Below are 14,188 nucleotides of genomic sequence, written 5' to 3' on the forward strand. Positions count from 1 at the left end.
ATGCGGTGTTTTGCGTGGCCCGGTCAGTTTCGTTTTTTCCTCGGGCGTTCCGGGCAAGGGACATGGGTCCGGAACAAGAATGGAGGCAGAGCGCATGATCCACAAGAATTGGGCCGAACTGATCAAGCCGACGCAGCTTGAAATCAAGCCGGGCAACGATCCGCAGCGGCAGGCCACGGTCATCGCCGAACCGCTGGAACGCGGCTTCGGTCTGACGCTGGGCAACGCGCTGCGCCGCGTGCTGATGAGCTCCCTGCAAGGGGCTGCGATCACCTCGGTGCAGATCGACAACGTGCTGCACGAGTTCTCCTCGGTCGCGGGCGTGCGGGAAGATGTCACCGACATCATCCTGAACCTCAAGGGCATTTCGCTCAAGATGGACGTGGAGGGGCCGAAGCGGCTCTCGATCTCGGCCAAGGGGCCGCGCGTCGTGACCGGCGCCGACATCTCGGAATCGATGGGGATCGAGGTCCTGAACAAGGATCACGTGATCTGCCACCTCGACGATGGCGCCGACGTGTTCATGGAGCTGACCGTGAACACCGGCAAAGGCTATGTGGCCGCCGACAAGAACCGTCCGGAAGATGCGCCGATCGGGCTGATCCCGATTGATGCGATCTATTCGCCGGTGAAGAAGGTCGCCTATGACGTGCAACCGACCCGCGAGGGCCAGGTGCTCGACTATGACAAGCTGACGATGAAGATCGAGACCGACGGCTCGCTGACGCCGGAAGACGCGGTGGCCTATGCCGCCCGCATCCTGCAGGACCAGCTGTCGATCTTCGTGAACTTCGAAGAGCCGGAATCGGCCTCGAAAGCCGATGCCGACGACGGGCTCGAGTTCAACCCGCTGCTGCTGAAGAAAGTGGACGAGCTGGAACTGTCGGTTCGTTCGGCGAACTGCCTGAAGAACGACAACATCGTCTATATCGGCGATCTGATCCAGAAGACCGAAGCCGAGATGCTGCGCACCCCGAACTTCGGCCGCAAGTCGCTCAACGAGATAAAGGAAGTGCTCTCCTCGATGGGGCTGCACCTCGGCATGGAAGTCGAGGATTGGCCGCCGGAGAACATCGAAGACCTCGCGAAGCGCTTCGAAGACCAGTTCTGAGAAAGTCCGGGGGGTGGGTGACTGCCCCCCGAAAATGCCCGGACCGCCGGGGAACCCTGGGCATGATGCCCCAACGAAGCCCCCCGCACGCACGGGGCGCAACACAAAGCAAAACGACCTTAGGAGAGACCCATGCGTCACGCTCGCGGCTACCGCCGTCTGAACCGCACCCACGAACACCGCAAGGCGCTGTTCGCCAACATGTGCGGTTCGCTCATCGAACATGAACAGATCAAGACCACCCTGCCGAAAGCCAAGGAACTGCGTCCGATCATCGAAAAGCTGATCACGCTGGCCAAGCGCGGCGATCTGCACGCCCGTCGTCAGGCGGCGGCGATGCTTAAGCAGGACAAGGACGTGACCAAGCTCTTCGAAGTGCTTGGGCCGCGTTACAAGGACCGTCAGGGCGGCTACACCCGCGTGCTGAAGGCCGGTTTCCGCTATGGCGACATGGCGCCGATGGCCTTCATCGAATTCGTCGAGCGCGATGTCTCGGCGAAGGGCGCGGCTGACAAGGCCCGCGAAGCCGCCTTCGAAGCGGCCGACGAATAAGTCTTCCGCAAGGAAAGACGGAAGCCCGCCCGAAACGGCGGGCTTTCGTTTGCCGTCGGGGCGCAACCGTCGGTGGAACGGCATCGGCCCCCCTGCGCCGGGTGGTGCGGATTTCGTCAATACTTCCCCGTCCGAGAGCAATTCCCGGTTGATCTTTTCCGAGAGCACCTGTCTAAAAAGGCATGTCCATACACACCGAAATCAACAAGTGTCTGCGGGAGATCGGTCGCGTCGCGACGGATGGCTATTTCATTGGCCTGCATATCCGTTTTGCCGCCCCGATCATGCAGTTCCAGACCTATCCCGAAGCGTGGACAGACCACTACACCCGGCAGGCCTATGCCCTGCGCGATCCAACGATCGCCTGGGGCTTTTCCGAAGAGGGCGCCTGCCGCTGGAGCGAATTCACCCTGCCTGATCCGTTCAACATCCTGGGCGAGGCGCGGCGATTCGGGCTCAATTACGGGGTGACCGTGTCCTGCGGTCCGGTCACCTCGCGGACGATTGCCTCTTTTACCTTGCGGGACCGCGAGTTCCGGGACGACGAGATCGATCTGATCTCGCAACAGATCCGGCGTCTGCATGACTTGGCGCAGCCGCCGGAGGGCCTGACCAAGGCCCAGATCGAGGCCCTGCGGTGCATCGCTGCCGGGGATCGACATGCTGCTGCTGCTGCGAAGCTTGGCATCACGCAGTCTGCGTTCAAGGCGCGGCTTCTGTCGGCGCGCGAACGCCTGATGGCCAGAACCACGGCCGAAGCAATCCAGAGAGCGAAGGAGTACCGGCTGCTGTAGGTCCTCGCAGCGGTCACTTCCGGGCCGTTTTCAACCCGGAGTAGACCGATGCAGACCACCACACTTTCCTTTGCCAACATGCACAACCACGGCGAGCTTTTCGCCAATATCCTTCGCGCAAGGCGGCAAAGTTTCATCATTCAAAACCGCTGGGAGCTTCCCGAGGCTCTTGGCATGGAATTCGACCAATATGACACGCCGCAAAGCCGCTGGATCGCGGTGCATGACGACGGTCAGGTGTATGCCGGGCTTCGGCTGACCCCCTCCACCGCGCGTTGCGGCATTTACAGCTACATGATTCGCGATGCCCAGAAGGGCACATTGGGCGGATCGATCCCGCAAGATCTGCTTTGGGAGCCCGCACCTGTCGATCCGCAGGTCTGGGAGAACTCGCGCGTGTTCGTGTCACATGACATCCCGATGCAGGACCGTCGCAAGGTGCATTTCCAGCTGGTCGAGGCGATGGTGCGCTCGGCGCGCGATCAGGGCGCGACGCGGCTTCTGGCGATCAGCGCGGCAAGCTGGCCGCGCTGGTATCGCCGCTGCGGGCTGGTTGCGCAGCCGATCGGGCCGGTGATGTTCATCGGTGACGGCGATTACCAATGCGTTTCGATCGACCTGATGGCGAAGCTGCACTGATCCACGGGTAAAGCCCGGTGGCGGCCCTGCCAATCGCCCCTTCCGCCGCGCGGCGGGCAAGGGTAGGCTGGGGCCGCCATGCCCGATCTGTTCGACACATCCGCATCCAAGGGGGCCGAGGCCCCGCGGCCGCTGGCCGACCGCATCCGTCCGCAGCATCTGTCCGAGGTGATCGGCCAGACCCATGTGCTTGGCCCCGAGGGGCCTTTGGGGGCAATGCTGGCGGCGGGGTCGCTTGGCTCGCTGATCCTGTGGGGGCCGCCCGGCGTCGGCAAGACGACGATTGCCCGGCTGCTGGCGCATGAAAGCGACCGCGCCTTCGTGCAGATTTCGGCGATCTTTTCCGGCGTGCCGGAGCTGCGCAAGGTCTTTGACGCGGCGAAGCTGCGGATGGGGCAGGGGCGGGGGACGCTGCTCTTCGTGGACGAAATCCACCGCTTCAACAAGGCGCAGCAGGACAGTTTCCTGCCGCATATGGAGGATGGCACGATCCTTCTGGTCGGCGCCACGACGGAAAACCCGAGTTTCGAGCTGAACGCCGCGCTTTTGTCGCGGGCGCAGGTGATCGTTCTGGAACGGCTCAGCTTGGCCGATCTCGAACGGCTGGCGCAGCGGGCGGAACAGGCGATGGGCCGGGCGCTGCCGCTCAAGGCCCCGGCGCGCGAGGCGCTTTTGGAAATGGCCGATGGCGATGGCCGCGCCGCGCTCAACCTGATCGAGCAGGTGATGGCCTGGAAGCTGTCGGCGCCCCTCGATACCGAGGCGCTCTCCACCCGGCTGATGCGGCGGGCGGCGAATTATGACAAATCGGGTGACGGCCATTACAACCTGATTTCGGCCTTGCACAAATCCGTCCGCGGCTCCGACCCCGATGCCGCGCTTTACTGGTATTGCCGGATGCTGGAGGGCGGCGAGGACCCCCGCTTCATCGCCCGGCGCCTGACCCGGATGGCGGTCGAGGATATCGCGCTGGCCGATCCGCAGGCGCAGACGCTCTGCCTGCATGCCTGGGAAACCTATGAACGGCTGGGGTCGCCCGAGGGCGAGCTGGCCCTGGCGCAGGCGGTGATCTATCTGGCGCTCGCGCCGAAATCGAACGCGGGCTATGTCGCCTACAAGGCCGCGCGCGAGGCCGCCCGCAAGACCGGCTCGGCGCCGCCGCCCAAGCACATCCTGAATGCCCCCACCCGGCTGATGGAGGAACAGGGGTTCGGGTCGGGGTATCAATACGACCACGATGCCGAAGACGGGTTTTCGGGGCAGCATTATTTCCCCGACGGGATGAAGCGGCCGGTCTTCTACAGCCCGGTTGAACGCGGCTTTGAACGCGAGTTGAAGAAGCGTGTCGACTGGTTCGCGAAGCTGCGCGAAAAGCGTGGCAGTTGACATTGGCGGCGCGGGGGGCAAAGGAGGCCGGATGATCCAGACCCTGCTTTTCGTCGCGCTTGGCGGTGCCCTTGGCTCCGCGCTGCGCTATCTCGTCAACATCACCCTGCCGCGGCTGTTCGGCCATGGCTTTCCCTATGCCACGATGACGGTGAATGTCGTCGGCAGCTTCCTGATGGGGGTGCTGGTCGTGGTGCTGGCGATGAAGGGCGGCAATCGCTTCGCCCCCTTCCTGATGACGGGGGTTCTGGGCGGCTTCACCACCTTCTCGGCCTTTTCGCTGGATGCGGCGACGCTTTGGAAAGCGGGCGAGGTGACCACGGCCGCCGGTTACGTGATCGGTTCGGTCGTTCTGGGTCTGGCAGCACTTTTCGCGGGCATGGCGTTCGCACGGGGGTTTTTCGCATGAGTTCGGTGCAACTGATCAAGGTGACCGAGGACGAGGGCGAAAGCCGTCTTGACCGCTGGTTGAAGAAGAAATTCCCGACCCTCACCCAGGGCGCGGTGGAAAAGATGTGCCGCACCGGGCAGCTGCGGGTGGATGGCGGGCGGGTGAAGGCCTCGGACCGGATCGGCCCCGGCATGGAAGTCCGCGTGCCGCCGCTGCCCGAAGCGGGCGCCAAGGCCCCCGAAAGCCGGTCGGAAGCGCGGCGCGAGGCGACGCAGATTTCGCCCGCCGATGAGAAGATGATCCAGGCCGCGGTGCTGTGGAAGGATGAGCATATCATCGCGCTGAACAAGCCTGCGGGGCTGCCCTCGCAGGGCGGTTCGGGGCAGGGGGACCGGCATGTCGATGGGCTGCTTGATGCGCTGAAATTCGGCTACAAGGACCGGCCGAAGATGGTGCACCGGCTCGACAAGGACACCTCGGGGGTGCTGCTGATTGCGCGCACCGACCGCGTGGCCCGGGCGCTGTCCGAATCGTTCCGGCTGAAGACCACCCGCAAGATCTATTGGGCGGCGGTGGCGGGCGTGCCCAGCCCGAAGAAGGGCACGATCCGCTATGGTCTGGTGAAGGCCCCCGGCCATGGCCGCGGCGGCGAGGGCGAAAAGATGCTTTGCATCCACCCGTCCAAGGTCGATTCGACGCCCGATGCGAAACGCGCCACCACCGATTTCGCGGTGATCGACGGGCTGGGAAGCCGCGTCAGCTGGGTCGGGCTGGTGCCGATCACCGGCCGCACCCACCAGCTGCGCGCGCATATGGCGGAACTGGGCCATCCGATCGTCGGCGATGGCAAATATGGCGGCTCGGGGCAGGAGAATCTGGGCGACGGCTGGGGGTCGCAGCTGGGCGGCGAGATTTCGCGCAAGCTGCATCTGCACGCCCGCACGATTTCCTTTGACCATCCGATCACGAAAAAACGCATCACCCTGACCGCGCCCCTGCCCGATCACATGCTGCGGACCTGGAAGACACTGGGCTGGATCGAGGGCGAAGCGCCGCTCGATCCGTTCGAGGATGCCCGATGAAGCTGGCGATCTTCGACGTTGACGGCACGATCAGCGACAGTCAGGCGCATATCCTCGCTGCGATGACCGAGGCGTTCCGCACCGTCGGCCTGCCGCTGCCGCCGCGCGACGCGGTGCTGGCGATCGTCGGCCTGTCGCTGCCGGTGGCGATGGCGGAACTGGCCCCCGCCGCCGATGCGGCGACGCAGGCGGCGCTGGTTGCGGCCTACAAGGCCAGCTATTTCACCGGCCGCGCGGCCTCGCCCGCGCCGCTTTACCCGGGCGCCAAGGATTGTCTTCTGCATCTGGCCGGGCGCGCGGATCTGCTTTTGGCCATCGCCACCGGCAAGTCGCGGCGCGGCGTGACGGCGCTGATCGCCCATCACGGGCTCGACGGGCTTTTCACCTCGGCGCAGGTGGCCGATGACCATCCGTCAAAGCCGCATCCCGCGATGGTGCTGGAGGCGCTCCGCGCCGCCGGGGTGGAGGCGCAAGATGCAGTGATGATCGGCGACACCACCTTCGACATCGAGATGGGCCGCGCGGCCGGGGTGGCGACGATCGGCGTCAGCTGGGGCTATCACCCGGTATCCGAATTGAAAAAGGCCGGGGCCGGGCGGATCGTTGAAAGTTTCGCCGAGCTGGAACAGGCTCTGCAGGAGAGGTTTGCATGAGTGGTTGGAGCGCGAAACGGTTCTGGAAATCGGCCACGGTCGAGCCCTGCGAGGGCGGTTTCACGGTGACGCTCGACGGGCGCGCGGTGAAGACCCCGGCCAAGGCGGCGCTGGTTCTGCCCACGCGGGCCATGGCCGAGGCGGTCGCCGCCGAATGGCAGGCGCAGGGCGCAAAGATCGATCCGACGACGATGCCGGTGACGCGCTCGGCCAATGCCGCGCTCGACAAGGTGCGGGCGCAGCACGCCGAGGTGGCCGCGCTGATCGCGGCCTATGGCGAGACCGATCTTCTGTGCTACCGCGCGAAGATGCCCGAGGAGTTGGTGGCGCGGCAGGCCGCGGCCTGGGACCGCTGGCTCGATTGGGCGGACAGCCGCTATCAGGCGCGGCTGACCGTGACCGCGGGCGTGCTGCCCGTGGCGCAGCCCGAACAGGCGCAGGCCGCGCTGGCGTCCCGGGTCGCCGCTTGCGACATCTGGGAGCTGGCGGCTTTGCATGATCTGGTCGGCATCACCGGCTCGCTGGTGCTGGGCTTGGCCGTCGCCGAGGGCGAGATCGCCGCCGAAGAGGCCTGGCAGCTTTCGCGCATCGACGAGGACTGGCAGATCGCGCAATGGGGCGCGGATGAGGAAGCCGCCGAGATGGCCGCGCTGAAGCGCGCGGCGCTGATCCATGCCGGACGATTCTGGATACTGCGGCATACCGCCTGAAACCCCGAGCTGCACGCCTTTGCGATCTGCCGGATGCCTGCGAGACGGGCATTTGCCCGGCGAATGGGCGGTTTCGACCTTGATAATTGCTCAGACCGCTTGACCAATTCCGGGGTATTTGCGCAAACTTCCTCTGCCGGTGAAGATCGGCACAGAACTTGCAGACCCGTCAAGGGCAGACTCACCGTCGCAAAGGCGGCAACTCAGGAAGAGGTAGACATGAAAAAATCCGTATTCTTCGGCTCGGTCGCACTTGCCGCCCTTGTGGCGGGCGCTGCTTCGGCCTCGACGCTGGATGAGGTCAAGGCCCGCGGCCAGCTGATCTGCGGCTCGAACCCCGGCCTGACCGGCTTCGCCGCGCCGGATGCCAACGGGGCCTATCAGGGCTTCGACGTGGCGGTCTGCAAGGCCGTCGCGGCGGCGGTGCTGGGCGATCCGATGAAAGTGAAATACGTGCCGCTGACCGGCGAGACCCGCTTTACCGCGCTGGCCTCGGGCGAGGTCGATGTGCTGGTGCGCAACTCGACCTGGACCTTCTCGCGCGATACCGAGCTGGCGCTCGATTTCGTCGCCGTCAACTACTACGACGGTCAGGGTTTCATGGTGAACAAGTCGCTTGGCGTCAGCTCGGCCAAGGAACTTGATGGCGCGACGATCTGCGTGCAGACCGGCACCACCACCGAGATGAACCTCGCCGATTTCTTCAAGGCGAACAACATGACCTACACGCCGGTGAACATCGCCGATGACGCGGAAGGCCAGCAGAAATTCGCCGCCGGTGCCTGCGACAGCTATACCACCGACGCCTCGGGCCTGGCCTCGTCGCGCGCGACGCTGCCCAATGCCGCCGATATCGTGATCCTGCCCGAGATCATCTCGAAGGAACCGCTCGGCCCGGTCGTGCGTCATGGCGACAACAACTGGGGCGACATCGTCCGCTGGAGCTTCTACGCGCTCGTCGCCGCCGAGGAATACGGCATCACCAAGGCCAACCTGGAAGAAGTGGCCGCCTCGACGCAGAACCCGGAAATCCGCCGCCTGCTCGGCCTCGAAGGCGACATGGGCAAGAAGATCGGTCTCGACAATGATTTCGCCAAGCGCGCGATCCTGGCCTCGGGCAACTATGGCGAGATTTTCGAGGCCAATATCGGCGCCTCGACCTCGATCGGTCTGGCGCGCGGCCTGAACGCGCAATGGACGCAAGGCGGGCTGATGTACGCCCCGCCGTTCCGCTGATCCATTTCTTCGATGCGGCCGGGCCAAGCCCCGGCCGCATTCTGCATTTCAAGGACGGTCTGCCGGGGCACAAGCCCGAACGCAGTCGGCGCAAAGCCGCGGGGCAGACCGGACAGGGGAAAACCATGGCACTTGCAAGTGACCCGCCGAAAGCTGGCTTTCGGCTCTCGATGCTCGTTTACGACACCCGGTTCCGATCGATCACCATCCAGATCATGGTGCTGCTGCTGTTTCTGGCCGGTCTCGTCTGGCTGCTCAACAACGCCTATGTGAACCTTGAGGCGAAGGGCAAGGATTTCGATTTCGGCTTCCTGTGGACGCGGGCGGGGTATGACCTCGCGCAGACGCTGATCCCCTATTCGAATGACGACACCCATATGCGGGCGCTGGTCATCGGGCTGTTGAACACGCTTCTGGTTTCGGTGCTGGGGTGTTTTTTCGCCACGATCCTCGGCACGATCATCGGCGTGCTGCGGCTGTCGCAGAACTGGCTCGTGGCGCGGATCATGACGGTCTATGTCGAGACCTTCCGCAACATTCCGCTGCTGCTCTGGATCCTGCTGATGGGCACGATCCTGGCCGAGACCCGGCCGGTGCCAAAGGATTTCCGCCTGACCGAGGCGATGAAGGCCGCGGGCGAGGAGCCCAAGGCCTCGATGTGGTTTTTCGACACCGTTGCGGTGACGAACCGCGGCACCAACCTGCCCGCCCCCGCCTTTGACCAGTCGCTGGGCGTCGTCGATATCGGCTGGAACCTGCCCGTCAGCCTGAATGCGCTGGCGATCCTCGCGGTGATGTCGGCGTCCTTCTGGGGCTGGCGGCGGCTGATGGCGCGCGCCAAGGCGATGCAGGAGGCGACCGGCATCCGGCCGATGACCTGGTTGCCCAGCCTGCTGATCCTCTTCGCGCCGATTTCCGCGCTGCTTTACGGTCTGGGGTTCCATCTGGACTATCCGCAGATCACCAAATTCGACTTCACCGGCGGCTTCCAGATGCAGCATGCCTTCACCGCCTTGCTGATCGCGCTGACGCTTTACACCGCGGCCTTCATCGCGGAAATCGTGCGGGCGGGGATTCAGGCGATCTCGCGGGGACAGACCGAGGCGGCCTATGCGCTGGGTCTGCGCCCGGGCCGGACCATGAGCCTTGTCATCCTGCCACAGGCGCTGCGGGTGATCGTGCCGCCCCTGATCTCGCAATTCCTCAACCTGACGAAGAACTCGTCGCTGGCCATCGCGGTCAGCTACATGGACCTGCGCGGCACGCTGGGCGGCATCACGCTGAACCAGACCGGCCGCGAGCTGGAATGCATGCTGCTGATGATGCTGATCTATCTGACCATCAGCCTGATGATTTCAAGCCTGATGAACCTTTACAACTCATCGATCAAGCTGAGGGAGCGCTGAGATGGCAGAGACCTCTTTCGTGCGCACCGAGATGCTGCCGCCGCGCCCCGCCCCCGTGTCGCAGGTGGGGGCGGTGAAATGGCTGCGCGAGAACCTGTTTTCGGGGCCGCTCAATACCGCGCTGACGGTCTTCGGCCTGTTCGCGACGGTCTGGCTGGTGCAGGCGGCGGCGCCCTGGCTGTTGCACGGCGTCTGGAACGCGAATTCGCTGAGCGAATGCCGCGCGATCATCGCCGCCGCCCATGGACCCGAGGCCACCGGCGCCTGCTGGGCGGTTATCCGGGTGCGCTGGAACCAGTTCCTGTTCGGCTTTTACCCGGTCGATCAATACTGGCGGCTGATCCTGACCTTTGCCGGGCTGTTCCTGGCCCTTGCGCCGGTGCTGTTCGACAGCCTGTCGCGCAAGCTGCTTTGGGGCGCGCTGCTCTATCCGCTGGTGGCGTTCTGGCTTTTGTGGGGCGGCTCGGTCTGGGGGCCGGTGGCGGTTCTGGCGGGCTTCGTGCTTCTTGGCCTGTCGTTCAACGCGCTGGCACCGAAACTCGGCGTGCCGGTTTCGGCCGGGATCGGCCTTGTCGCCGCGGCGCTGTTCTGGCTTTACGCCGCCGCGCCGATCGAGGCGGCGCTGCAATCGGTGCTGCCCTTCGCGCTGTCCGAGGTGGACAGCGACCGCTTTGGCGGCTTCCTGCTGGCGCTGGTGATCGGGGTCACCGCCATCGTCGTCTCGCTGCCCCTGGGCATCCTGCTTGCGCTCGGTCGGCAATCCGACATGCTGATCGTGAAATCGCTCTCGGTCGGCGTGATCGAATTCATCCGCGGCGTGCCGCTGATCACGCTGCTGTTCACCGCCTCGCTGCTGCTGCAGTACTTCCTGCCGCCGGGATCGAATTTCGATCTGATCCTGCGCGTGGTGATCCTGGTGACGCTGTTTGCCGCCGCCTATATCGCCGAGGTGATCCGCGGCGGTCTGGCGGCCCTGCCGCGCGGCCAATATGAGGCCGCCGATGCGCTGGGGCTGGATTACTGGCAGGCGCAGCGGCTGATCATCATGCCGCAGGCGCTGAAAATCTCGATCCCGGGGATCGTCTCCTCCTTCATCGGGCTGTTCAAGGATACGACGCTGGTGACCTTTGTCGGGCTCTTTGACCCGCTCCGCGGCATTTCGAATGTCGTGCGCTCGGACATGGCGTGGAAGGGCATCTATTGGGAACCCTATATCTTCGTCGCCGTCATCTTCTTCCTCTTCAACTTCAGCATGTCGCGCTACTCGATGTATCTTGAGCGCAAGCTGAAGCGTGACCACCGATAAGGAGGCGCTCATGTCAGAGCCCAGCTATGATCACCAGGTCGACCGCAGCCATATGCAGGTGAGCGACGAGATCGCAATCCAGATCAGTCAAATGAACAAGTGGTACGGCCAGTTCCACGTGTTGCGCGACATCAACTTGACGGTGCATCGCGGCGAGCGGATCGTGATTGCCGGGCCCTCGGGCTCGGGGAAATCGACGATGATCCGCTGCATCAACCGGCTGGAGGAACACCAGTCCGGCAAGATCATCGTGGACGGGATCGAGCTGACCTCGGATCTGAAGAACATCGACAAGGTGCGCTCGGAAGTCGGGATGGTGTTCCAGCATTTCAACCTGTTCCCGCATCTGACGATCCTCGAGAACCTGACGCTGGCGCCCATTTGGGTGCGCAAGGTGCCCAAGCGCGAGGCCGAGGAAACGGCGATGTACTACCTCGAAAAGGTGAAGATCCCGGAGCAGGCGCAGAAATACCCCGGCCAGCTTTCGGGGGGGCAGCAGCAGCGGGTGGCGATTGCGCGCAGCCTGTGCATGAAGCCGAAGATCATGCTGTTCGATGAACCCACCTCGGCGCTTGATCCCGAGATGATCAAGGAAGTGCTGGATACGATGATCCAGCTGGCCGAGGAAGGCATGACGATGCTTTGCGTGACCCACGAGATGGGCTTTGCCCAGGCGGTGGCGAACCGGGTGATCTTCATGGCGGACGGGCAGATCGTCGAGCAGAACAACCCGCATGATTTCTTCCGCAACCCGCAATCGGAGCGGACGAAGCAGTTCCTGAGCCAGATTCTGGGACACTGACGGCAGAAGCGGGGGTTTCACACCCCCGCACCCCCGTGGGATATTTGCGGCAAGATAAAGGGGCGGCCGCAGGGCAGCCCTTTTTATTTGCCGCGGCTGGCGGGCAGGAAGAAGTCGAGCATCGAGCCCTGACCGGGGGCGACTTGCGACCAGTCGTCGATCTGGAAATCGACGATCAGGGTGGCGCAGGTCGGATATTTGCGGAAATCCGGGTCGTAATTCGGCCGCGACGGCAGCGAAGCCGCGAATTCGGCAATGCCCGGGTTATGCGCGATCAGCATCACCGTGGGCGCGGTCGCGGTTTTCAGCACATCGAGCAGCGTCTCGGGCGTCGCGTGATAGAGGCTGTCGATATAACGCACCTCGGGCCGGGTCTCGATCACCGCCGAGGCGACGCCCTCCCAGGTCTCGCGGGTGCGGGCGGCGGGGGAGCACAGCACCTCCTCGGGTTCGAGCCCGCGCGAGGCGAGGAAATCGCCCAGCTCATGTGCCGCGAAGCGTCCGCGCGCGTTCAGCGGGCGGTCGGCATCGGCCATCAGGGGGTCGTCCCAACTCGATTTCGCATGGCGGGTGAGGATCAGGCGACGGTGTCCGAGGGGGGTCATCTGTGGAAGTGCCTCATGTGCCAAGCGGATTGAGCCTCCAGCCTGCCATAGCTTTGACCCGGGGGGCAAGAGCGCCGGACAAGACATCCACCGGAAAGGCAGTTTTCCCCTTCCCCGGTGTTAAGGAACGCATGACAGGCGGCAACGTCATAGCCCTTTTCTGACAGGGCGCCGCAGGGGCAGGCGGTGGTGCAGGGCGCCGCGCAGCCCGAACAGGGGTGTTTTGACGCAGGGGGGCGGGGAAGTGTCCCGGGCAGCGCCAAAGCCCCCCGAAACGAGGTCCAAAGCCCCATCCGCGGATGTGCAAGCATCTGAACCGGCGAGGGAAAGGCCTGCTGCGACTCGGTTGCCCAGGCGAAGAACGGCGGGTAGGGCGGCCCGTCCGAGGGAAAGACCGCGCGCCCGCCGAAGGCCGTGGCAAGCGCCCCGATCACCCGTTTTGACCAGCGGTCGAGCGGATCGGGGCCGCCATCGGCAAATTCCGGCTGCGCGGTGACATGGGGCCAGAAGCCCGGCTCGTCGGGAGAGAGGAGCAGGACCGTTTCCGGCACCGCGTGAACGGCACCGGCCACGAACAGATGCTCTGCGGCCAGCGCCCCGGTCAGGGCTTGCGGCAGGCTCACCGGCGGCGCGGCATCATCCGCGTCTGCGTCGTGCGGATCATCGAGCCCGCCCCGTGTTCGGTGAACAGCTCCAGCAGGCAGGCGTTCTGCACCCGGCCATCCAGAATGACCACGGCACGCACGCCCTCCTTGACCGCCTTCAGCGCGGTTTCGACCTTCGGGATCATGCCCCCCGAGATCGTGCCATCCTCGATCAGCGCATGGACTTCGTCGGGGCTCATCTGGGTGATGACCTCGCCCGCCTTGTTCTTCACGCCCGCGACATCGGTCAGAAGCAGCAGCCGGTCCGCCTGCAACGCGCCCGCGATGGCGCCCGCGGCGGTGTCGCCGTTGACGTTGAAGGTCTCGTTGTCCTTCATGCCGGTCGCCACCGGGGCGATCACCGGAATGAGCCCTGCGCCGTAAAGGTCGCGCACGATCTGCACGTTCAACTCGACCGGGCGGCCGACGAAACCGAGTTCGGGGTCATCCGCCTCGCAGACCATCAGATCGTCGTCCTTGCCGGAAATGCCGACAGCGCGGCCGCCCTGATCGTTGATCGCCTGCACGATGCGCTTGTTCACCAGACCCGAGAGGATCATCTCGACCACCTCGACCGTGGCCTTGTCGGTGACGCGCTTGCCGCGGACCCAATCCGACTTGATGCCAAGCTTGGCCAGCATCTCGTTGATCATCGGCCCGCCGCCATGCACCACGACCGGGTTCATGCCGACCTGTTTCATCAAGACGACATCGCGGGCGAATTCCGCCATCGCCTCGTCGTCGCCCATGGCATTGCCGCCGAATTTCACCACGACGACCGCGCCGGTGTAGCGTTGCAGATAGGGAAGCGCTTCGGAAAGCGTTTTCGCGGTGGCGATCCAGTCACGGTCCATCGTCTGTTTTCTCATCA

16 protein-coding genes are annotated in these 14,188 nt (G+C 64.5%); 13 read left to right on the plus strand and 3 right to left on the minus strand.

Annotation, left to right across the window (positions count from 1 at the left end; all coding sequences use genetic code 11):
• Positions 1 to 94: 94 nt before the first annotated feature.
• The 13 genes from AC4PTB_RS01815 (at position 95) to AC4PTB_RS01875 (ending at position 12,068) form a co-directional block, all read left to right on the plus strand.
• Entirely contained in the window at positions 95 to 1,111 is a 1,017-nt protein-coding gene (locus AC4PTB_RS01815; RefSeq protein WP_444463899.1) for a DNA-directed RNA polymerase subunit alpha, read from the plus strand.
• 132 nt (positions 1,112 to 1,243) lie between these two features.
• Positions 1,244 to 1,663, plus strand: a complete 420-nt coding sequence (gene rplQ / locus AC4PTB_RS01820) for a 50S ribosomal protein L17 (RefSeq protein WP_492191407.1) — start codon at positions 1,244 to 1,246, stop codon at positions 1,661 to 1,663.
• Between the two features lie 182 nt (positions 1,664 to 1,845).
• Complete coding sequence (locus AC4PTB_RS01825) at positions 1,846 to 2,457, plus strand: autoinducer binding domain-containing protein (protein WP_013066073.1); 612 nt, start codon at positions 1,846 to 1,848, stop codon at positions 2,455 to 2,457.
• A 48-nt stretch (positions 2,458 to 2,505) separates the two neighbouring features.
• Complete coding sequence (locus AC4PTB_RS01830) at positions 2,506 to 3,096, plus strand: acyl-homoserine-lactone synthase (protein ID WP_492191408.1); 591 nt, start codon at positions 2,506 to 2,508, stop codon at positions 3,094 to 3,096.
• A 78-nt stretch (positions 3,097 to 3,174) separates the two neighbouring features.
• Positions 3,175 to 4,482, plus strand: a complete 1,308-nt coding sequence (locus tag AC4PTB_RS01835) for a replication-associated recombination protein A (RefSeq protein WP_492191409.1) — start codon at positions 3,175 to 3,177, stop codon at positions 4,480 to 4,482.
• Positions 4,483 to 4,513: 31 nt separating this feature from the next.
• Positions 4,514 to 4,891 carry a fluoride efflux transporter CrcB gene (crcB, locus tag AC4PTB_RS01840; protein ID WP_492191410.1) on the plus strand — a complete coding sequence of 126 codons (378 nt, stop codon included), beginning with the start codon at positions 4,514 to 4,516 and terminating at the stop codon, positions 4,889 to 4,891.
• A complete protein-coding gene (locus AC4PTB_RS01845) occupies positions 4,888 to 5,955 on the plus strand; it encodes an RluA family pseudouridine synthase (protein WP_492191411.1) in 1,068 nt (355 codons plus the stop codon). Before crcB ends, AC4PTB_RS01845 begins: the two co-directional genes overlap by 4 nt.
• Entirely contained in the window at positions 5,952 to 6,608 is a 657-nt protein-coding gene (locus AC4PTB_RS01850; RefSeq protein ID WP_492191412.1) for an HAD-IA family hydrolase, read from the plus strand. The genes AC4PTB_RS01845 and AC4PTB_RS01850 overlap by 4 nt, the downstream gene beginning before the upstream one ends.
• Positions 6,605 to 7,318: an ATP12 family chaperone protein gene (locus AC4PTB_RS01855; protein ID WP_492191413.1), complete on the plus strand. Its 714-nt coding sequence runs from the start codon at positions 6,605 to 6,607 to the stop codon at positions 7,316 to 7,318. The genes AC4PTB_RS01850 and AC4PTB_RS01855 overlap by 4 nt, the downstream gene beginning before the upstream one ends.
• Positions 7,319 to 7,537: 219 nt before the next feature.
• The gene (locus AC4PTB_RS01860; RefSeq protein ID WP_492191414.1) at positions 7,538 to 8,554 is read left to right on the plus strand and encodes an amino acid ABC transporter substrate-binding protein; all 1,017 of its coding nucleotides are present in this window, start codon (positions 7,538 to 7,540) and stop codon (positions 8,552 to 8,554) included.
• A 125-nt stretch (positions 8,555 to 8,679) separates the two neighbouring features.
• The gene (locus tag AC4PTB_RS01865; RefSeq protein WP_492191415.1) at positions 8,680 to 9,960 is read left to right on the plus strand and encodes an amino acid ABC transporter permease; all 1,281 of its coding nucleotides are present in this window, start codon (positions 8,680 to 8,682) and stop codon (positions 9,958 to 9,960) included.
• A 1-nt stretch (position 9,961) separates the two neighbouring features.
• Positions 9,962 to 11,266: an amino acid ABC transporter permease gene (locus tag AC4PTB_RS01870; RefSeq protein WP_492191416.1), complete on the plus strand. Its 1,305-nt coding sequence runs from the start codon at positions 9,962 to 9,964 to the stop codon at positions 11,264 to 11,266.
• Between the two features lie 10 nt (positions 11,267 to 11,276).
• Positions 11,277 to 12,068, plus strand: a complete 792-nt coding sequence (locus tag AC4PTB_RS01875; RefSeq protein WP_492191417.1) for an amino acid ABC transporter ATP-binding protein — start codon at positions 11,277 to 11,279, stop codon at positions 12,066 to 12,068.
• 83 nt (positions 12,069 to 12,151) lie between these two features.
• Here AC4PTB_RS01875 and AC4PTB_RS01880 read toward each other — a convergent pair whose 3' ends face one another.
• From AC4PTB_RS01880 to argB, 3 genes are read right to left on the minus strand one after another with little or no spacing between them, the layout of a single operon-like run.
• Positions 12,152 to 12,673, minus strand: coding sequence for a SixA phosphatase family protein (locus AC4PTB_RS01880; RefSeq protein WP_492191418.1), 522 nt, complete (start codon positions 12,671 to 12,673; stop codon positions 12,152 to 12,154).
• A complete protein-coding gene (locus AC4PTB_RS01885) occupies positions 12,670 to 13,290 on the minus strand; it encodes a ferredoxin (protein WP_492192573.1) in 621 nt (206 codons plus the stop codon). The genes AC4PTB_RS01880 and AC4PTB_RS01885 overlap by 4 nt, the downstream gene beginning before the upstream one ends.
• A gap of 2 nt (positions 13,291 to 13,292) precedes the next feature.
• Complete coding sequence (gene argB / locus AC4PTB_RS01890) at positions 13,293 to 14,171, minus strand: acetylglutamate kinase (protein WP_492192574.1); 879 nt, start codon at positions 14,169 to 14,171, stop codon at positions 13,293 to 13,295.
• Positions 14,172 to 14,188: the final 17 nt, after the last annotated feature.

The organism is Rhodobacter sp. 4.3.4, assembly GCF_058724655.1.